The 18485-nt window shown below is 65.8% G+C and carries 16 protein-coding genes and 2 pseudogenes; 7 read left to right on the plus strand and 11 right to left on the minus strand.

Annotated elements, in window-relative coordinates; genetic code table 11:
* Positions 1–90: 90 nt before the first annotated feature.
* The 5 genes from AC1DFR_RS05025 to AC1DFR_RS05045 form a co-directional block, all read right to left on the minus strand.
* Positions 91–1080 carry a hypothetical protein gene (locus AC1DFR_RS05025; protein ID WP_476872874.1) on the minus strand — a complete coding sequence of 330 codons (990 nt, stop codon included), beginning with the start codon at positions 1078–1080 and terminating at the stop codon, positions 91–93.
* A 253-nt stretch (positions 1081–1333) separates the two neighbouring features.
* The gene (locus tag AC1DFR_RS05030) at positions 1334–1915 is read right to left on the minus strand and encodes a recombinase family protein (RefSeq protein ID WP_476872875.1); all 582 of its coding nucleotides are present in this window, start codon (positions 1913–1915) and stop codon (positions 1334–1336) included.
* Positions 1916–2332: 417 nt separating this feature from the next.
* Entirely contained in the window at positions 2333–4006 is a 1674-nt protein-coding gene (locus AC1DFR_RS05035) for a DNA primase family protein (protein WP_476872876.1), read from the minus strand.
* 103 nt (positions 4007–4109) lie between these two features.
* Positions 4110–4292, minus strand: coding sequence for a hypothetical protein (locus AC1DFR_RS05040; protein WP_476872877.1), 183 nt, complete (start codon positions 4290–4292; stop codon positions 4110–4112).
* Positions 4289–4543: a helix-turn-helix transcriptional regulator gene (locus tag AC1DFR_RS05045; protein WP_476872878.1), complete on the minus strand. Its 255-nt coding sequence runs from the start codon at positions 4541–4543 to the stop codon at positions 4289–4291. The genes AC1DFR_RS05040 and AC1DFR_RS05045 overlap by 4 nt, the downstream gene beginning before the upstream one ends.
* A 251-nt stretch (positions 4544–4794) precedes the next feature.
* Between AC1DFR_RS05045 and AC1DFR_RS05050 the strand changes: the two genes are divergently transcribed.
* On the plus strand, positions 4795–5190 hold the full coding sequence (locus AC1DFR_RS05050) for a helix-turn-helix domain-containing protein (RefSeq protein ID WP_476872879.1): 396 nt from the start codon (positions 4795–4797) through the stop codon (positions 5188–5190).
* A 1148-nt stretch (positions 5191–6338) separates the two neighbouring features.
* Here the strand turns inward: AC1DFR_RS05050 and AC1DFR_RS05055 are convergent.
* Entirely contained in the window at positions 6339–7421 is a 1083-nt protein-coding gene (locus AC1DFR_RS05055) for a DUF4062 domain-containing protein (RefSeq protein WP_476872880.1), read from the minus strand.
* 281 nt (positions 7422–7702) lie between these two features.
* On the opposite strand from AC1DFR_RS05055, the pseudogene AC1DFR_RS05060 reads away from it, so the two are divergent.
* From AC1DFR_RS05060 to AC1DFR_RS05070, 3 genes and pseudogenes are all read left to right on the plus strand, one after another.
* Positions 7703–7810 (plus strand): annotated as a pseudogene (locus tag AC1DFR_RS05060) (DUF4244 domain-containing protein); the annotation flags it as partial.
* Positions 7807–8277: a TadE family type IV pilus minor pilin gene (locus tag AC1DFR_RS05065; protein WP_476859265.1), complete on the plus strand. Its 471-nt coding sequence runs from the start codon at positions 7807–7809 to the stop codon at positions 8275–8277. The pseudogene AC1DFR_RS05060 and the gene AC1DFR_RS05065, both read left to right, overlap by 4 nt.
* Complete coding sequence (locus AC1DFR_RS05070) at positions 8277–8759, plus strand: Rv3654c family TadE-like protein (RefSeq protein WP_476872254.1); 483 nt, start codon at positions 8277–8279, stop codon at positions 8757–8759. The genes AC1DFR_RS05065 and AC1DFR_RS05070 overlap by 1 nt, the downstream gene beginning before the upstream one ends.
* Positions 8760–8910: 151 nt before the next feature.
* On the opposite strand, the gene AC1DFR_RS05075 is transcribed toward AC1DFR_RS05070, so the two are convergent.
* Together AC1DFR_RS05075 and AC1DFR_RS05080 are read right to left on the minus strand one after the other, a co-directional pair.
* Complete coding sequence (locus AC1DFR_RS05075) at positions 8911–11337, minus strand: DEAD/DEAH box helicase (RefSeq protein ID WP_476872881.1); 2427 nt, start codon at positions 11335–11337, stop codon at positions 8911–8913.
* Between the two features lie 162 nt (positions 11338–11499).
* Entirely contained in the window at positions 11500–12192 is a 693-nt protein-coding gene (locus tag AC1DFR_RS05080; RefSeq protein ID WP_223913610.1) for a GNAT family N-acetyltransferase, read from the minus strand.
* A gap of 117 nt (positions 12193–12309) precedes the next feature.
* Between AC1DFR_RS05080 and trhO the strand changes: the two genes are divergently transcribed.
* Positions 12310–13203 (plus strand): oxygen-dependent tRNA uridine(34) hydroxylase TrhO, encoded by an 894-nt coding sequence (gene trhO, locus AC1DFR_RS05085; protein WP_028277710.1) that lies wholly within the window; start codon positions 12310–12312, stop codon positions 13201–13203.
* 34 nt (positions 13204–13237) lie between these two features.
* On the opposite strand, the gene AC1DFR_RS05090 is transcribed toward trhO, so the two are convergent.
* Together AC1DFR_RS05090 and AC1DFR_RS05095 are read right to left on the minus strand one after the other, a co-directional pair.
* On the minus strand, positions 13238–13783 hold the full coding sequence (locus AC1DFR_RS05090) for a DUF6023 family protein (protein WP_476872882.1): 546 nt from the start codon (positions 13781–13783) through the stop codon (positions 13238–13240).
* 110 nt (positions 13784–13893) lie between these two features.
* Positions 13894–14352, minus strand: coding sequence for a hypothetical protein (locus AC1DFR_RS05095; RefSeq protein WP_476872883.1), 459 nt, complete (start codon positions 14350–14352; stop codon positions 13894–13896).
* A gap of 192 nt (positions 14353–14544) precedes the next feature.
* On the opposite strand from AC1DFR_RS05095, the gene AC1DFR_RS05100 reads away from it, so the two are divergent.
* Together AC1DFR_RS05100 and AC1DFR_RS05105 are read left to right on the plus strand one after the other, a co-directional pair.
* Positions 14545–15324 carry a MerR family transcriptional regulator gene (locus AC1DFR_RS05100; protein ID WP_476872884.1) on the plus strand — a complete coding sequence of 260 codons (780 nt, stop codon included), beginning with the start codon at positions 14545–14547 and terminating at the stop codon, positions 15322–15324.
* A gap of 91 nt (positions 15325–15415) precedes the next feature.
* Entirely contained in the window at positions 15416–17095 is a 1680-nt protein-coding gene (locus tag AC1DFR_RS05105) for a DUF7059 domain-containing protein (protein ID WP_476872885.1), read from the plus strand.
* Positions 17096–17206: 111 nt separating this feature from the next.
* Here the strand turns inward: AC1DFR_RS05105 and AC1DFR_RS05110 are convergent.
* A pseudogene (locus AC1DFR_RS05110) lies at positions 17207–18472 on the minus strand (MFS transporter); the annotation flags it as partial.
* Positions 18473–18485: the final 13 nt, after the last annotated feature.

Raw genomic sequence — 18485 nt, forward strand, 5'->3', positions numbered from 1 at the left:
CGGGGCCATCCCAACCTGTCATAGTCACAGGGCATTCGTCGTCACTGGCCCTGCACTGCTTAATGCTTTCCCGCCTCGGGTTCGCACTTATCAGAGTGTCTGCGTCCGGTGGAGGTCGTTGAGGTATTCCTTGATTCTCTCAAAGAGATCCGTGAGGTCACCCTCCAACCATCCCCCGGCGTAATCAGACCACCATGCCGAATCAAGAGGACGGCCCTCTTCCAAAGCTATAACCTGGCGATCCCTTTTTTCTTGATCGATGTCCTGCAAGGTGGCCTGCCTCTGGGTTTCCATCAACTCGTGCCCGGCGCGCTGGATTGCCAAGAGGTCCCGGGCAGCATTTCGCGCACCCAGGCGAGCCCATGCATCATCTGGAAACTGCTCCAGGAGGTCAGCCTCAAGGCAATGTTCTGATGTCCAGAAGCCATTGAGATAGAGCTGCTTCGATCTTTCAGGGTCCGCCTGGTAGAGGATTTGATCTGAGCTGCCAGGCGCCAGGCCGAAGGCCACGCCTGGCAGCCGGCCTAAGTCGTGGCCCCAATCCATCTGGATGCCGTCACAGTATGGGGCACGCCGCTGGCAGGCCGCCTCGAAATCGAAAAAGGAGTTCTCGACAACGTAAACGGGCGCCGACGCAGGCTGCTGAAACCGTTTGGTAAGACGCTCGGATGCTGCGAAAGATGCTTCGCTCGCCGCCTCGTCGATACATTCCCGAATGTCCGCAGCAGCGACTTCCTGGATACCGATCAGAGCCATCACAGCATTACGCCAATAGTTCGTGAGGATGCCTTCTTTGTCATCCATGGCAAGGAGTTCGTTCAGTCCCTGGCGAACGCTTCTGTGCTCATGGCTGCGGGTTTCGATGTTGAAGGCACCGATAGTGACTTCGTACCAAGAGAACAAGGATGGGCCGTTGTCGCTATAGGGGGACACCGTAAATACGTAGTGATTCGTGTCGGAAAAGCAATACCTGGCCGTGACCGTGGCATCGGCATATACGTTCAGATCGGTCAGCCCGGAGTCGTGAACAGCCTCGAGTCGTAGCTCAAGCTGCTGGCTCAACGTGAACCCGTCTTCCATGGAACCCACTTCCTTTAGATGTGACGCGAGCAAGAATATCGACTGCTCAAGGCCGGAACCCCTCTAAGCAGTTGTGTTGCGGGCTTGGGATGGGTGTGACTTTCCACGGGCGTTTTCACAGCGCTATCTGGCGCACGGTGCAGCCCGCAAGTAGATCCTTGCGGGCACTCCGTTTGGTTCGGCTTTGGCTTGTCTCATAGCCTATGCGCCCCGAATCCCTAGCGTTTCGAGGCGGCAGCCAGGGGGGAGAGGTTTACGAGACTCCGGCCGAACGGTGCCGGTAGTACGTCGCCTTGGACCATCCGACGGTCCTGGATGCGTCGGCGACTCCGAGTCCCTCGGACTCGATGAGATGCTGAACCGTCCGGAGGTTTAGAGCGATCTTCTTCGCATCCGGGGTGGGACGCCCGAACTTCACGCCCCTTGCCTTGGCTGCATTGACGCCGGCCTGGACGCGCTCCTGGATAAGTTCCCGTTCGTACTCGGCGAAGGTCGCCATGAGGTGCAGCATCAGGCGTCCTTCGCGCGTCGACGGGTCAATGCCGTCCGAGAGAGATCTCACCTCGATTCCCCGGTCGAGGAGGTCCTTCACCGTGGTGATGACGTCGATCATGGAACGCCCGATGCGGTCTATGCGCCACACGACGAGCTCGTCACCTTTACAGAGCCGATCGTCGAGGTTCGCCCAGCCTTGGCGCGACCTGGCTTCCTTGGACCCGGAAACCTGATCGGAGAAGATCTGCTTCGCATCGACGCCGGCATCAAGGAGCGCCCGGCGCTGCAGATCGTCGTCCTGTTTGTCTTTCGTGGATGTGCGGGTGTAGCCGTACTTCATGGTGGGTTCCTTCCTGGAACTGTTGGTCAGGACGGTGGCGCAGCTGGCCGCACCAAGCTTTCTTGATGCCCCCCGAGCGTGATCCGGTCCCGAGTCTCCAAGGCGAGACATGCTCCGTCTTCGGGTACGGCAGAAGCCGCTAGTTGTGTGCGACCGATCTCGTGCCACTTGTCATCGCTTCTCCTTCTGCATCGGGGCCACTCGTCCCAGGCAACCTTCCTTGCAGCGACCACGCAAACGGTTCTCCTGACTCCTGTGAAAGCCCGTAAGCATCGGAGGAGAGGCATCAGGCGCCGGTCATTCAGCGCCTGATGCCGTCTACTCGGGCCCACTGGCACCCCGTGAAGAGGCGGACGACGACCCTCCAGAACCCAGCGAGAACGTTGCCCGGGTCAGGAGGCGTCAGGAATATCGCGCTCAGGCGGGCACGGGTGCCTTTCCGCCGCTGACGTGGGCGCTGGGTACGGTGTGGGTCTGGTGGCCGGAGCCCGCTTCGGCGTCGCGGCGGCTGTCAACTTGGTACAGCTTCGCGATGCGGGCGGCCTCCTCCCTGCGGAGATCAGCGCCGCGCGCCTCGTCATCGTCCAGGAGCACGCGCAGCCCTTGGCGGAAGCGCCGCGAGCCGGACTTCTTCGACGGGTAGCCCAACTGGTCGAGGCGGGAGCCGAAGTCGCGTTCCCCGAGGATGTGCTCGCGCATCACGCCGTTCGCCCGGCAGTACCTCTGGTAGTCGACGTGCAGGACCTTCGTGGGTTCGCTTTCCCTGTCGGAGCACCCGTCCTCGCACCGCTCCTCGATGAAATTGGTAACGGTGTCCTGGGCGGACTTGTACTCCTCGGTCGCCTCGGCGACGCGCGCGGGGGGCGTCAGACCGCTTCGGAGATACTCCTCAAGGCCCCGCAGCGCCCACATGAGGATGCCGTCGGACTCGGCCCGGAGCTTGTTCCCCAGCCGGGGATCGCGCTCTGCGGGGGGCACGACCACGTCCCACGGCACGTTCCGTACGCGCTCCCAGACGGCGGGGTCGTCGGCGGGCAGCTGAGGTGCGTGGTTGGTGATGAGGACGAGGAGGTGCGAGGGGTAGAACTCGACTGTGGTCTTGCTGTGGACCCCTCGAGCCTTGATGGGGTCGCCACCAGTCAGCGCTTTGATCTTCGCGGCGTCCATCTCGGCCGACTTCGCCGTCTCGGACATGAACACGAGTCGGCGTCCTCGCAGATCCAGCAGCGCGGGGTTTGGTTTGTCCGCCGTCGCGTTCCGGTCGACGTTGAAGAGGTTTGGGTTCGCGACGGCCGCGTAGTCACCCAGGGCGTACAGGATGGCGCTGTAGGAGACGCCTTTGCCGTTGCGGCCCTTGCCGGTGTGGATTGGCAGCGTGTGCTCCGGCTGCTCGCCGATCAGGCCCACGCCGGTCGTCTGCTGCATGTAGCACCGGACGCCCTCGTCGGGGAGGCTGCGTGTCAAGAAGCGGTGCCAGAGCTCTGATTGTGCAAATGGGTCGTAGCTGCCGCGCGTGATCTGAGTCATCCGATACGCGGGACTGTGCGGGTGGACAGTGAGTGAATCCCAGTCCACCTGCTCGAGCTCTCGCAGGTTGAGGACACCAGCCGGAGTGTTCAACAGGTAGGGGTCCACGTCGAGCTCGGCCACCGTCGCGGTCAAACTCTCGATCGTGGACATCAGGCGCACGACGCCAGCGAGGCCGCTCGAGGTCTGCGATCTCACCAAGTCGGAGAAGAGCTCTTTGTCGCCCAACGCCTGCGGCGCGAGGTCCCCGATGACGCGTACGACTGCACGCGTTATCGCCTTGTCCTCGATGTCGTTGACAAACCGCTTCCCGTCCCAGCTGAACCAGCCGAGGCCGGCGACGTGGATGAATCGGTCGACGCATTCGGCGGCGGCGAGATAGGCGACGCGCGCGTGAGATCGCAGGTTTTTCGCGTCGTCGGCCAGGCTCGCGCGCTCGACGTATAGGGCAAGGCTGTCCGCGTCGAACGTATCGAACAGCGGATCCGGGTCGTCGGGGACGGCGGTCAGGTGGAAGTTGTCCTGGTCCCGTTCGTCGTTGTTAGGGGTATATGCAAGTGACATAATGTCTTTGAATCCTTCGGGTCGTCCACGCGAGTTGGCGCTCGTGATCCGTGGAGAGTCGTTTGAGAAGGCCCCGCCCGTCGGGGCCTTCCTGCTGTCTTGGTCAGGTAGCGAGGAGGCGGCCGAGCTCGGCTTTCCGCTCTGCCGAGAGCGCTGGCCAGGTCGCGACGATGCGCGCGGCCAAGGCTGTGAGGTCATCGGCAGGCTGCATGCCGCGCTGCTCGACGTGGGGCGGATGGGACTTGACGAGGTCGGGTTGGTCCGCGACCAGAGCGGGGGGCATCACTTGCTGCCCTGCTCGTTGGAAAGGAGATAGTCGTTGAGTGCCGCGACGCGGTACAAGACTTTCCGGCCGAGACGGACGTAGCGCGGTCCCTTGCCTCGCGTTCGCCAGGTGTTAAGGGTGCTTTCGCTGACGCCGAGGTAGAAGGCGGCCTCGGATACGTTGAGGGTTGCCGGTTGCGGCAACCCGATGTTGGCCCGGGGAATGGGGAATTTGCGCGCATTGGCATGCGCTGAGGTGCAGTCGGAAGTCATCGCCAGGGGCTCCTCGATGAGTGGAGATGAATTCTGAGCCCGCATTCAGCCCCGTACGGCCCATGAGGGGCCGGTTTCTGCGCCTTTGCGGACGCGGCAGCTCTAGATCGAAGGCTGCGCTTGACGGTTCTCGCTCCGTTGGTCGGAGCTCGGGTTTGCTCACTGGGAGCAACGGCGTGTTATGAGATTAACTCATGATGAGGTCCAGTGCAATACTGAGAAAAACTCAGGATTTATGAAAGGAATGCCCCATGGTGCATAGCGGACCAGACTCCGCGGCCATTTTCGCCCGCCGCATGCGCGAGGAGCGACACCGCGCCGGCCTCAGCCAGGCAGCGCTGGCAGAGCGCGTCACGGCATTGCTCGACTATAAGGTCGACGGCAGCAGCGTGACGCGCGTCGAGAAGGGAGAGCGATCTGTTCGTCTGGCCGAGGCCATCGCGATTGCCGAGGCGCTCCACACCCCCCTGTCCGCTTTGTTGCGGGACAGGGCTGCGATCGACGACGAGATCGGTGAGCTGGAACGCGACCTTTCGGAGGAACTCCACCGCGCAAGCCTCGCCGAAGAGGCTCTCGACATGGCACGAGCAGCTGTACGAGCGGTCGAGCGACGCATAGCTGAACTCGAGGCCATCCGCCGCAGCTGAGCACCAAGGCCTCGTTTGCGGCGCCGAGAGCAGCTGGAGAATCCCCGCAGCACTGCCGTTGGGACAAAAGGGACGCCGTCAACACATTCTTCCTGCACGCACGAGTATCGGGAGATATGTTTCCGAACGTCCCAAGTGTCCCAACTCAACACCATTCCAAGTACTGGGCACGGGCCAGCGTGAGCCGATTAAGAGTGGGCGGGCCAGCCCGGCAGGCGGAGGAGGCTGTCGCTGGCGGAGTGCGCCGCCCATCGCTGCCTCGGCGGCGGATGATGGTCAGCGACACGTCGTAGCCATGCGCAAATAGGGGGCAGTATCCACCGGGCACAGCGACAAGCCTTGTTGCTGTGCAACCTCGAAGATCCGAGTAAGCGTCGCCCCAATGGGAAGCCCTAGTTCAGCGACGGTACGTTCTGTGACCATTACGGGACGAGAGGCCTGGTCGTCGAAGATGACGTCCTCGATCAGGGTTTCCGCGTGACCGTTTACCTGGATGCCACGCGAACTCAGGCTGTTCATCAGCTGACCTCGGGGAAGCCCTCCGGCGCTGACTTCGAGTCGTTCTACACGAGGCCTGTCTGGCATGTATCTCCTTGAAGAGATTGTCTGCTACAGGTGGGTTGCCCAACTCTACGGGGGGCCGGATCGCCGCGCGCAATGAAGCGCGGTCAACGGGCTACTCATTTTGGACACCCGGCACGCCCGCAGGCCAGTCCGCTAGTGGATCCCTATTCGAGCATGATGACCGACCAGCCAGTAGACGGAAAGGGTCAGCCGCATTCGGCTGACCCTTTGGAGTCGTATGTGCCATTCAGTGGTTCGCGAGGCCGCTGACTGGATGGCTTTGGCGAGATCTCGGGGACGGCTCCGCATGGGCCAATGCCCCGTAGGGAGGCCAATGACCTCGAGGAGCTCGATGTGGCGACTTTGGCAACACGGCATGGCCAGCGCGGGCCAGCTGCAACACCTGCGCGTCCGGGAGCGAGCAGCACACCAGGGTGGTCCGGACCTCGCGGCGGCCGTCGTTCGTAAGCTCGACGAGCTGACGAAGCAGGGGGAAGGTTCCACTCAAATGTGTCCCGGCGATCTTGAACTACACACCGGCGGCGGTCCCGGCCACCGCGATGACAAGAACGGATGCCTTCAGACTAGGGCAGCCGGTCCGCTGGTTGCTTACGCCGGGCACTTAACTGCATCATCCGATCATTGCCTGTAGGAGTAAGCACCAGATAGGTCTTATGGTCAGAGGCATCTCGCGGCCTCGCGCCTCGTGAAATGAGTCCAAGGGCGAGGAACTGCACGACAACCTGGTCCGCGAATCCGGGCGATATAACTTCGGTATCGCCGGCTGTCCATCCCTGGCTCGCAGCCGGCAGGGTATTGCTGCGATAGGCGTAATTGACTGCGAAATTCAGGATGGACTGCTCCAGTATTTCTCTGGGGGTTTCGCCAATAAGCTTCGGAGCCACGCCTGCGAAGATCTCGTTCCACGTCATTAACGAGGAAGATTGAAGTCCGCGACTTTCCGAGCCGAAGGGGTCCCAGAAAGTTGTCATCAGATCGACTCTGACCTGATCCTCTCCATCTTCAAGATCAGGAAAAATGGGTGAGGCAGTGGCAACTACTGTGGAAGTTTGTTCGACTCGAAGCTCGGCGTTTAGGGCACGAAGTTCGGCATTCTTTGCGCGCAGATCAGCCAATTCTTGGGCAAGTTCCGGGGTGATCGCATGGTTGCCGCGGACCCAGCCGATCGGCTTGTTGACACGGTGCATTCTGGGCAACGAGGTCGCGACCATCGAGCTTAGGTCCTTTTTGTCAGAAAAGAATCGAACGGTGCGAGGCTTGAGTACTTTCTCTCTAAATTTCCTCAGTCGCTCTGCGTTGTCAGGATCAGCCTCCACCCGGCGAGAAGTCAGGTCGCCAATGTCTTTCACGACGAACGCCATGACCGGCTTTTTTGTCGAGATGGCATAGTCGTATTCCATCTCTGTGTAGCTCAAGTTCGTGTCGGGGTCTACGCTCCCGTACTTTCCACCAAGGATGAGCATGTAGTAATCCGAATCATCGATAACACCGCGGATGAGGTCCATCTTGTCCTCGTCGCCCGCTGGGAAGAGTTCCATTCCAGCGGGAAAGCACTCTGATTCGAGGAGAATCTGTGTCACCGCCTGGCGCTCTTCGATGAGGTCTTCGTATGTGGAGCTTACAAATATCTGTGGACGAACGTCCAATGGTCCCCCTTGGGTAACTATGCCGACAGCACTGCAGCCAGCCTATATCTCGCCGCCATACAGCGCTCTGCAACCTGCTGCGGGCTCGGACCGGGGGTCCCGCAAGCCGGTCTGCCACCGGTCGACATACGCTGAATGGCATCATTGCGTGCGGGGCCCATCAGCGTCCCGTAAGACCCTCCGGTCAAATGACACACTATTTTTCCCAGTCTCAGTATGGGCGACCCACTTTCCATCTATCGGCCAAGCGCTCCCGCATCTAAATACGCTTTAGCACGACCACAGCGGCCGCCGTGGGTTTCGCCGGGGTCCTAGTGTTCATCATGCGCAGCGATGAGGTCCGCGGGTTCCTCCTGAACCTCATCCGGACGGCGCTCACGTTGCCATGAACGGACTCTGGCGCGCCCGGGGGAGCGGCGGCCGGGGGGAGCCGCCGCCGACGGGGGAGTGCCGCGGGGCCGTCACTGCTGAGTTCGCCGTCGCGCTGCCCTCGGTCGTTCTCCTGCTCTCCGTGCTGCTCGCGGGTTCGGCGGCCGGGGTGATGCAGCTGCGGGTTGAGGAAGCGGCCCGCGGCGGTGCCCGGGCGGTGGCGAGGGGAGCCGCGGCAGGCGAAGTCGGTGAGATTGTCCGCCGTCTCGCCGGCGACGCGGCGGACTCCGAGGTGACGCACGACGGCGAGTGGCACAGGGTCACCGTTTCCGGCCGGGTCCCCGGGGCCGTTGGCTCCCTGGTTCCCTGGGCCCTCAGCGCCAGCGCGTGGGCGCGTGCGGAGGCTCCCGGCGCGGCACAACGGCCCGGGCTGGACGAGCCCGAACTGAAAGGCGTCTCCCGTTCCCCGTGGCAAGGCGGCACATGATGTCGCCTGCACCTGCACCTGCACCTGCACCTGCACCTGCACCTGCACCTGTCCGTGTCCGTGCCCGCGGGCCGCGACCCCGGAGCCCGAATCCTGCCCACCCCCGGCACCGGTGGACTTCTTCAGAGCGGGGGTCGGGGACCGTCCTGGCCCTGGGACTCGGACTGGTGGTCATCATGGCGTTGGCCCTGCTGCTTCTTTTGGCCGAATCGGCCGTTGCGGCATCGAGGGCTGCGGCGGCCGCCGATCTGGCAGCGCTGGCTGCGGCGGATGCCGCGCGGGGCATCACGTCCGGCGAGCCCTGCGCTGTGGCTCGAAAGGTCGCACTGAAGAACAACGCCACGCTGGCTGCCTGTGCTGAAGGACCGGACGACACCGTTCAGGTGCGCACCGAGTTCAGCGCCGGACCGTTCCTCGGGGCGGCCACGGGACTGGCCAGGGCCGGACCGCCCCCTGCGGCCGGGAACGGGCCGGCACCGTGAAAGATGCACCAACTCCGGCGGTCGCCAGAAGCCGCGCATCCGTCTGCGGCCTGGCGTACGGCCCTGCCGCCGCCCGGTTCCCACGAACCTGCCTGCCGCCCCGGCTCACAACCTGCCGGCCGCCGCCCACGAACCGGCCGCTGAGACGTGGTCAGGCGCGGAGCGGCTGGGCGGGCTGATCGTCCGGGGTCCCGGCCGCGGCGGCCGTTGTTCCGGGATTGCCGGCGTGCATGAGGTCGGTGGCGTCTTGGAGCAGCACATCGATCAGTGTGACGGCAGCGTCCTTGTCGAGCGGGTTGTTCTTGTTGCCGCACTTGGGTGACTGGACGCAGGAGGGGCAGCCGGACTCGCATTCGCAGGCCTTGATGGCGTCGCGCGTGGCGGTCAGCCACAACCTCGCCTTGTCGTATCCGCGTTCGGCGAAGCCGGCCCCGCCGGGATGGCCGTCGTAGACAAAGATGGTGGGCACTCCGGTATCGGCGTGGATGGCCGTGGACACTCCGCCGATGTCCCAGCGGTCGCTGGAGGCCACCAGCGGAAGGAGTCCGATGGCCGCGTGCTCGGCAGCATGCAGCGCTCCGGGGAACTGTGCCTCGATCAGCCCAGCGCCGGTCAGCGAGCGGTTGTCCATGACAAACCAGACCGCCTTGGTAAACAGGTCCCTGGCGCCCAATTCCAAGGGTTCTTCGCCGAGGATCTCGTTCGAAATTAACGCCTTGCGCTGGAAGGAGACCACCTGTGTTGTCACTTTCACATCGCCGAAATGCACGGCCACATCGCCCCATTGGGTGGTGCGTTGCGTTTCAAGGACCTCGATCTGGGTCACGTCCCGGGCGGTCGTGTAGTAGTCCGGGTTCGCCCGCCGCACCACCACACAGTGATCGTCCTCATTCAGGTCTTCGACCACGTAGCTGTCGCCCTGGTGGACATAGATGGCCCCTGTGTGGGCCTGGTAATGGGTCTGCGGCGAATCCATGGTGCCGAGCAAGGAGCCCGTCTCCGCGTCCACTATGCTCACCGGACCTCCGCCGTCGGCCCGGAGGTTCACCATGGCTGCGGCATTTTGCGGATGGGTCCAAAACCATCCTGCCGGCCGTTTGCGCAGGTAGCCCTGCAGGACCAGGCGGTCCAGCAGCTTCTCAGCGGTGGCCCCGAAGAGCTCCAGTTCGGCGAACCCGAGGGGCAGTTCCGCGGCGGCGGCGCACAGGTGGGGGCCCAGAACGTATGGATTGGAGGGATCGAAGACCGTGGCCTCCACCGACACGTCGAAAATCGCCTCGGGGTGGTTCACCAAGTAGGTGTCCAGCGGGTCGTCGCTGGCCACGAAGGCCGCGATCGCGTCCTGGCCGGCGCGGCCCGCGCGGCCGATCTGCTGGAACAACGACGCGCGGGTGCCCGGCCAGCCTGCGACCAGGACTGCATCGAGACCGGAAATGTCAATGCCCAGCTCCAGCGCGGACGTGCTCGAGACGCCCAACAGTTCACCGGAGCGCAGCGCCTTTTCCAGGGCCCGCCGCTCCTCCGACAGATAGCCCGAGCGGTACGCGGCCACACGCTGCGGCAGGCTGGGATCCACCTCGTCGAGGAGGCGTTTGGCGATGGAGGAAATCGACTCTGCCCCGCGCCTGGACTTGATGAACGCAATGGTCCTGGTCCGGGAGGACACCAGGTTGGCCAGCAGGTCGGCGGTCTCGGCGACTGCAGTCCGGCGCTCCTTGGCACCGTTTTCGCCCCGGAGTTCGGTCAGTGCCGGCTCCCAAAACGCCACCGTCGTGGACCCGTGGGGCGAACTGTCTTCGGAAACGGCCCGCACGGGCGCGCCGATCAGCCGGCCGAAGGACTGCCCGGGTTCAGACGCCGTGGCGGACGCCGCGATGAACACCGGTCCGGGATGCGAGCCGCCCGGGCTGTAGTAGGCACAGATCCGACGCAGCCGGCGCATGAGGTTTGCCACATGGGAGCCGAAGACGCCGCGGTAGCTGTGGGCTTCGTCCACGATCACGTAGCGGAGGCGCCGGAAGAACCTGGCCCACCAGGCATGGTTCGGGAGAATGCCGAAGTGCAGCATGTCCGGGTTGGCGAGGATGAAGTTCGCGTGGTCCCGGATCCAGCGCCTGGACGCGGGATCGGTGTCGCCGTCGTAGGTTTCGGCCCGGACTGTGGGGAGCTTCAATGCCCTGATCGCTGCGAGCTGGTCGGCGGCGAGCGCCTTGGTCGGGGACAGGTAGAGGGTCACGGCCCCGTCGTCGTGGATTTTCCCGGGATCGGACAGGACCCTGAGCTCGGAACGGTGGATCGCGTCCAGGGCCGGCAGCTGATACGCCAGGGACTTGCCGGACGCGGTGCCGGTGGCGATGACCACGTTCTCTCCGCCGTGGGCCAGTTCGGCGGCCCGGACCTGGTGAAGGTAGGGCTCGTGGATGCCCAGGGAACCGTAAGCTGCCACGAGATCCGGGTGCGACCACTGTGGCCACGGCGCATTGACGGCCTGGCGGGCGGGGATCGTCCGCACATGACGCAGCTGTTCCGGGTCCGGACCTCGGCCCAGCAACGGAATCAAGGACTCATGCGGGTTCACTCACATATTCTTTCATCCGCCCTCAAATCGCCCATGCCCGGCACGCAGCCCGGCACGCAGCCCGGCAGACGCTGCGGCTTCTCGCGGTGGCTTCGGCGCGGCTGCCCGGCAAACGCGTTGCCCCGGGCGCAGGCCCGCCGGACGGCCGGCGCTCGCGGCGCCTCAGCCCACGGACAGGTCGGCACCTTCGTCTGACGTCGACAACATCAGGACGTGGCACACCTCGCGCCAGCCGAGGTGCGAATAGAGTTTTTGGCCGTCCAGCGAGGCGAGCAGCAGCCCGGAGTCGACGTCGTGTTCGAACGCCTGGGCTGCCAGGGCCTTCATGATGAAGCTGCCCAGCCCCCGCCGCTGGTAAGCCTCTGACGTCACGATGTTGTCGAAGATGGCGGTATGTCCCACCACAAACACGCGTCCGCTCGCGGCGACGTCCTCGCCGGCGCTGACCACCGCGTGGTGGACGCCGTCGGTCCGGGACGTCTCGAGCCTGAGGTCGTCATCCGAAAGCCAGGGGTCCTCCGAATCCTGGGTCTCCATGTCCACGATCATCATGGTTTGGGAGGCCGAGGTGACATGCAGCCCATTCCGCTGCCCCAGTATGGTGAATCGGGCCACATCGTTGGTGAGGATGGTGAGGACCCGGGCCGGCGCTTCGGCCGTCTTTGCCGCCAGCGCCTCGAACTCCGCGTCGGACGGATCGTAGGCGAAGTACTCCCATTCGTGGGTGGTGTCACCGCGAAAGGCCGCGGGGAACCTGCCCTCCCTGCGCGTCTCATATCCGCGGCAGCCGGCCCATCCGGCAACCCAGATTTCCAGCAGGTGAGTGGTGTCTTCAACCATGGCGTCAAGACTCATGTGATGAGCGTATTCCAGCAGTGCCACAAGCAACAGGGGCCGGGTCGGGGGAAGCCGCTTGCTTATCCAATTGTGACTGTCGTCCGGCCGCCCGCCCCAGCAAGTACCCTTAAAAGCGTGGCTTTGAACAGGATTGTCCTCTTTTACGGATTCACCCCCCTGCCTGACCCGGACGCCGTCCGGCTCTGGCAGCGCGCCCTGTGCGAAAAACTCGGACTAACCGGCCGCATCATCCTTTCCAAGGACGGCATCAACGCCACGGTCGGCGGAGAACTGAACGCCGTGAAGCAGTACGTCAAAACCACGCGCGAGTACAAGGGCTTCCAGGGCATCGACGTGAAGTGGTCCGATGGCGGCGCGGCGGACTTCCCGCGGCTCAGCGTCAAGGTGCGGGACGAAATCGTCTCCTTCGGCGCCCCGGGCGAACTCAAAGTCGACGCCGGCGGAGTGGTGGGCGGCGGAACCCACCTCAAACCCGAGGAACTCCACGAACTCATTGAAGCCAAGAAACAGCAGGGCGACGAAGTCGTGTTCTTCGACGGCCGGAACGGGTTCGAGGCCCAGATCGGCAAGTTCAAGGACGCCGTCGTTCCCGATGTCGCCACCACCCACGACTTCATCAAGGAACTCGACTCCGGCAAATACGACGCCCTCAAGGACAAACCGGTTGTCACCTACTGCACCGGCGGCATCCGCTGCGAGGTGCTGTCGAGCCTCATGGTGAACCGCGGGTTCAAGGAGGTCTACCAGCTCGACGGCGGCATTGTCCGCTACGGCGAGGCCTTCAAGGACCAGGGCCTGTGGGAGGGCTCACTGTATGTGTTCGACAAGCGCATGCACGTCGAGTTCAGCGGGGACGCCAAGACGATCGGCGAGTGCGTCCGCTGCTCGGCACCCACGAGCAAGTTCGAAAACTGCTCGAATCCGTCCTGCCGGACCCTGACGCTCTATTGCGCCGGGTGCGCCGCGAGCCCCGATACCCTGCGGTGCCCCGAGGGCTGCGCCGCCTGAGGCGCGAGCCGGACATTCGGCCGGCCGGGAACCCTCAGATGCGGCTCACCCGGTACGCAAAGTTTGCCGGTGCGTTCGCATCCACTTTGATGGAGAGCGACGCATCTGCGGCCAGTTGCACCACGTTCACCCTGGACGTCCCGCACCGGAGACTCAGGTCCACGAGTTCGTTCTCACCGTTCTCGATGGAAAAGGACACGCGGCGGGTGCTCCGGCAGGCCAGGGTCAGGGCGTAAGTACCCTTGGGCAGCTGGGCTGTAGTCTCTTTGCGCTCCTCGTCCGCCTCCAGCGTCCCGAAACCCGTCTGGAAGACCTGCCCCTCGGCGTCGGGCAGTACGGCATCGACCCAGTCATCCAGCTCCTCGCCCGTCACCGGCTCGTTGAGATGGGGGTCCTGGGGCAGGGCGGCGTCAGTGGTCGGCGGAGGGGCAGCGGAGGTCGATTCATCGTCCCAGTGGTCGGCGCTGTATTCATATGCGCAGCCGGACAGGACTGCCCCGAGAAATACCGCAACTGAAAGCACCACGGCGGCCGCCGGGGTGCGCCGTCGCGGCACCCTGCTCGCCGGCACAGTTGGCATACTTTGAGATTAGGGCGGCCCGGAATCAAACGCCAGAGGCCAAAGGTCCGGGTCGGACAGGCCTTCAGGGGGCGCCGGGCCGGACGCCACGGACCGGGCTGCGGCGGGTGCTACTCGGACGACGCCAGGTGGTACGCGTAGAGGAGCGGGGCATCCACACTGGATGTGCTGAGCGTGACCTTGCCCGCGGCGGGCACTTTGACGCGGGCGGTTTCGCGGCTGCCGTTGCAGGCGGCTCCGGCTTCGGCGAGCTGGCTGCCGTCCAGGCTGACGGCGAAAAACGCCTTCCCGCCGCCGTCGCAGGTCATGGTCAAGGTGTAGGTGCCGGCGGGCACGCCGGACGCGGTCCGGACGATCGGATCCCGGTTCAGGATTTTGCCGGCATCCTCCAGCACTGTTCCAGGGGCGGAGGGCAGCGCGGTGGCCTTCCACGCCGGGACATCGGCGCCCTCAATCGAACCGGCCGGGGAACATGCCGCTGCAGCCAGTACGACGACGGCGGCGGCCAGACCGGTGAGCGTCCGCCTTGCCAGACGGGCGGCCGGGACGGGGGAGGAAGGGAAAACCATGCCTCAAACTTACCGTCTCGCAGGCTCCCCTCCGGCCGCGTCGCCGTCCCGGGCGCCCTCTCCCTGGGGGCCCTTGACTTTGACGCTGCGTCAAAGTTTAGAGTCGAAGCGACGGCCGGCAGCAGCCGGTCGGCACGGTAACAGCGGGGGGTCCGAGGAACGCGGGCCTCGAAGGAGCAGAAGGGTGGAGGCATGGACTGGTCCGTTCAGCAGGTCGCGAAATTGGCCGGCACCACCGGCCGGACTTTGCGTCACTACGACGACATTGGCCTGCTCAGGCCGAGCCGCACCGGCAACAACGGCTACCGGTACTACGGCCAGGAATCCCTGGTCCGACTGCAGCGGATCCTGCTCCTGCGCGACCTGGGGCTCGGGCTGCCGGCGATCGCGGACGTGCTCGGCAACGAGGCGGACGCGGAGCATGCACTGGGCCGGCACCTGGCGTGGCTGCTGCAGGAACAGGACAGGCTGGGGCGGCAGATTGCCGCGGTCCGTCACACCATTGAGGCATTGCAAACGGGAGGAAAGATCATGGCGGAGGAAATGTTCGACGGTTTCGACCACACCAAGTACCAGGAGGAAGTCCAGCAGCGGTGGGGCAAGGACGCCTATGCAAAGTCCGACACCTGGTGGCGCAGCATGGGGGCCGGGGAGAAGGCTGCCTGGACGGAACAGTCCCGGCAGCTCGGTGCCGAGTGGACGGCTGCTGCGGCGTCGGGAGTCCCGGCGGACAGCGCGCAGGCGCAGGACCTGGCCCGGCGCCACGTCGAATGGCTCAGGGGAATCCCCGGCACGCCGGCGTCACCCGCAGCGGGCGGCAGCCCGGCGGCAGGTGGTGGCATCAAGGGGTACGTGACGGGGCTCGGCGAGATGTACGTGGCCGATCCCAGGTTCGCCGCCAACTACGGCGGTGAGGACGGCGCCGCCTTCGTCCGGGACGCGCTGAAAATCTATGCCGAGAACGAGCTCTAGCCGGACCCGCACGCTCCAAGCCCAGCCCCGGCGCTGACGGGGCCAACCCAGGTCCCACCCCCGGGCCCGGCCCCCGGACTAAACTTGTCCGGTGACTTCCTCAGCGCAAGGCCCCGCCGCACCCTCCCGTTCAACGCAGGCTCCCGCAGCCCCGTTCACGGCCGGCAACACCCCGGACGCTCCGCGCAGCGACCTCGCCGGCCTCCTCGAGGCCCTGGCCGCGGACCTGCGTGCGATTGGCTACACCGTGGACGGGGTTGCGGAGCTGCTCGGCGAGGCCGCGCACTCGGCCCTGGGCCGGGACCAGCTCATCCCGGCCCTGATCGTCACCGGGCGTTCCCTCGGGGAGCCGGCGACGGCGGCGCTCGCCGTCGTCGTGCGTCTCTGGCTTCTGTCCGAGCCGCAGCCCGCGGCGACGCTCGACGCCGCCCTCCCCGGCATCCGTACCAAGGGGCTGGTGGAACTTGGGCTCGTGGAGCCTGCGGGCGGGGACCTGGTCCAGGCCAGGGTGGACCTCAGGCCGTACGGCTGGGACCCGACAGTGGGGGAAGACGGGACCAGCGCCGGCGGAGCAGACCTCTGGGTGGCCAGCGACCTCGCGGCCCACCAGCGCGCCGGCGTTCTTCGTCACGACCATGTCCTGGGGATTGGGCAGGCCTCCACCACCCTGGTCCAGGTCACCGCCCGCCGCCATGTTGCCAAGGCACTCGATCTCGGCACCGGCTGCGGGATCCAGACCTTCCACCTGCTGCACCACGCCGAGCACGTGACAGCCACGGACATCTCCGAACGCGCCTTGGCGTTTACCCGGTTCAACCTGCTGCTCAACGCCGCCGAGCTGCACCTGGACCCGGCCGACCTTGACGCCCGCGTCAGCCTGAGGCTCGGATCCCTGCTGGACCCCGTCGCGGGGCAGGAGTTCGAGCTGGTGGTCTCCAACCCGCCCTTCGTCATCACCCCCCGCAGCCTGGGCGAGACCGCCACGGACCAGTTCACGTACCGCGACGGCGGCCTGCCGGGGGACGAGATTGTGTCCTCGCTGGTCCGTGCGCTGCCCTCGGTCCTTGCCCCGGGCGGAACGGCCCAGCTTCTGGGCAACTGGGAGATCACGGCCGGCGCCGGCTGGGCCGACCGGCCCCAGAGCTGGGCCGGCCCGGCCACCGACGTCTGGTTCATCCAGCGCGAGCAGGTGGGCCCCGAGCAGTACGCCGAGACCTGGCTGCAGGACGCCTCGGAAAGCCGCGACCGCCGGCTCTACGAGGACTCGTACGCGGCCTACCTGGACGACTTCGCCTCGCGCAATGTGGCCGGAATCGGCTTCGGCATGATCTGGCTGCGGAGGCCTGCCGACGGCGCCGGGCGGGTGCTGTCGCGCTTCGAGGAGATCACCTACCCGATCGAGCAGCCGGTAGGGCCACACCTGGGCGCCGCCGTCGAGCGTGCCGACTGGCTGGCCGGCCATGATCTGGCCGCCGCCCACCTGCTGGTCGCGGAGGACGTCACCGAAGAACGGCACCAGCGCCCCGGTGCGGAACACCCCGGCGTCATCCTGCTGCGGCAGGGTGCCGGGCTGCGCCGCACCAACCTGCTCAGTACCGAGCTGGCGGGCCTGGTCTCAGCGTGCGACGGCGACCTGTCCGTCGGGCAGATCATCGGCGCCCTCGAGGCGCTGCTGGGCGGCTACGAGGGGTTTGACAGCGCGGAGTTCCGCGCCGGCCTGCTCGAGGAAGTCGGGAACCTCGTCCGCGACGGCTTCCTGCTGCCTGCCTGATACCGTCGCGGCCGTGCCCGCCAACAACGGTTCGGCCGCGGCCTTGGCCGGCAACGCCGCGTACGCCGCTGCCCCGGCCGCCGCCTTGGCCGCCGCTGGAGTGTTGGCGGCGGAGTCCTCCCGGCCGAACCGCGGCAGGACGTACGCCGTGAGGGCGAGGGCCACCAGGGCCCCGACGGCGCCGGTGAGCACGAAGCTGACGCGGACCGGCACCAGGGCGCCCAGGAGACCGCCCAGGGCCAGCGCGCCAATGGAGACGGCACGCGTCATCCCGCCGACAATCGCCATCGCCTGGCCGCGCCCGCTTTCCGGAATCCGCAGGATCGCGATGGCCCCGAAACAGGCGTTCAGGACGCCGCAGGCCACTCCCGTCCCTGTGTAGGCCGCAAAAAGCAGTTCCACGCTCGGGACCATCCCGGTGAGGACCAGGCACGCCGAGGCTCCGGTCATGGCGGCCAGCAGCACGCGCAGGCGGACCCGCGGCGTCCTGATCCTGCCGGCCATCGCGGCCCCGGCCGCCATGCCGAGGCCGAAGGCTGCGGACAGGAGGCCGTACTGGATTTCGGTGGCGCCAAGCTCGTTGCGGGCCAGGAACACCTCGAGCACGTTGGTGGCTTCGCCGACGACGATGAAGAACATCGCCCCCACGACCAGGGCCCAGACCAGGCTGTCCCGGCGGATCAGGCGCAGCCCGTCCAGCAGCGCGGGCTTCGCCTGGCCGGCACGTTCGGCCGCCGTGCCGCGACGGGTCCGGATCAGCAGCGCGCCCAGCCCCATGGCGACGTAGCAGCCGCTGGCCACGGTGGACACCAGCCCGGTCCCGCCCCAGCCGCTGAGCAGGCCGCCCGCGGCGGGTCCTGCCATCCCCGCGATCATGATGGTCGCCTGCATGGTCCCCATGGCCCGGGGGGTGCGGTCCTCTCCGACGATCCGCGGCAGCAGGGCCTGCCAGGTGGGGCTGGCCACGGACTGGGCCGCGTCGAGCAGGAACGTCATGGCAAACAGCACGGGCAGATAGTTCTCCAGGTACTGCATGCCAAGCCCCATGCCGGCGACGGCGGCGGCGCTGACCGCCGAACTCGCCGTCGCCAGCGTGCGCGAATCCATGGTGTCGGCGAGCCGGCCGGCCCACGGGGCCAGGAGGACCAGCGGCAGCGCTGAGCACAGCAGGTACGCGGCCACGAGCCAGGGCCCGGCGACAGGAGTTTCGCCGGCGGCGGCCGCGTTCTGCAGATGCAGCATCACGCTGACGACGACGGCGCCCATCCCCGCCGTCGCCACGAACCGGGCGGTGCCGGCAATCAGGAAGTCGCGGTTGCGCCACAGGGGCGGCACGCCGGCTGCGGATGCCGGCAATTTATGAAGTGTATGTTTCATAAAAAGGAACCTA

Source organism: Arthrobacter sp. 05T410 (assembly GCF_056396505.1).

Excerpts from the sequence above, each read along its gene's own strand:
- AC1DFR_RS05025 (WP_476872874.1), bottom strand. The coding sequence starts at position 1,080 with ATGGAAGACGGGTTCACGTTGAGCCAGCAGCTTGAGCTACGACTCGAG.
- AC1DFR_RS05030 (WP_476872875.1), bottom strand. The coding sequence starts at position 1,915 with ATGAAGTACGGCTACACCCGCACATCCACGAAAGACAAACAGGACGAC.
- AC1DFR_RS05035 (WP_476872876.1), bottom strand. The coding sequence starts at position 4,006 with ATGTCACTTGCATATACCCCTAACAACGACGAACGGGACCAGGACAAC.
- AC1DFR_RS05045 (WP_476872878.1), bottom strand. The coding sequence starts at position 4,543 with ATGACTTCCGACTGCACCTCAGCGCATGCCAATGCGCGCAAATTCCCC.
- AC1DFR_RS05050 (WP_476872879.1), top strand. The coding sequence starts at position 4,795 with ATGGTGCATAGCGGACCAGACTCCGCGGCCATTTTCGCCCGCCGCATG.
- AC1DFR_RS05065 (WP_476859265.1), top strand. The coding sequence starts at position 7,807 with ATGAACGGACTCTGGCGCGCCCGGGGGAGCGGCGGCCGGGGGGAGCCG.
- AC1DFR_RS05070 (WP_476872254.1), top strand. The coding sequence starts at position 8,277 with ATGTCGCCTGCACCTGCACCTGCACCTGCACCTGCACCTGCACCTGCA.
- AC1DFR_RS05080 (WP_223913610.1), bottom strand. The coding sequence starts at position 12,192 with ATGAGTCTTGACGCCATGGTTGAAGACACCACTCACCTGCTGGAAATC.
- AC1DFR_RS05090 (WP_476872882.1), bottom strand. The coding sequence starts at position 13,783 with ATGCCAACTGTGCCGGCGAGCAGGGTGCCGCGACGGCGCACCCCGGCG.
- AC1DFR_RS05095 (WP_476872883.1), bottom strand. The coding sequence starts at position 14,352 with ATGGTTTTCCCTTCCTCCCCCGTCCCGGCCGCCCGTCTGGCAAGGCGG.
- AC1DFR_RS05100 (WP_476872884.1), top strand. The coding sequence starts at position 14,545 with ATGGACTGGTCCGTTCAGCAGGTCGCGAAATTGGCCGGCACCACCGGC.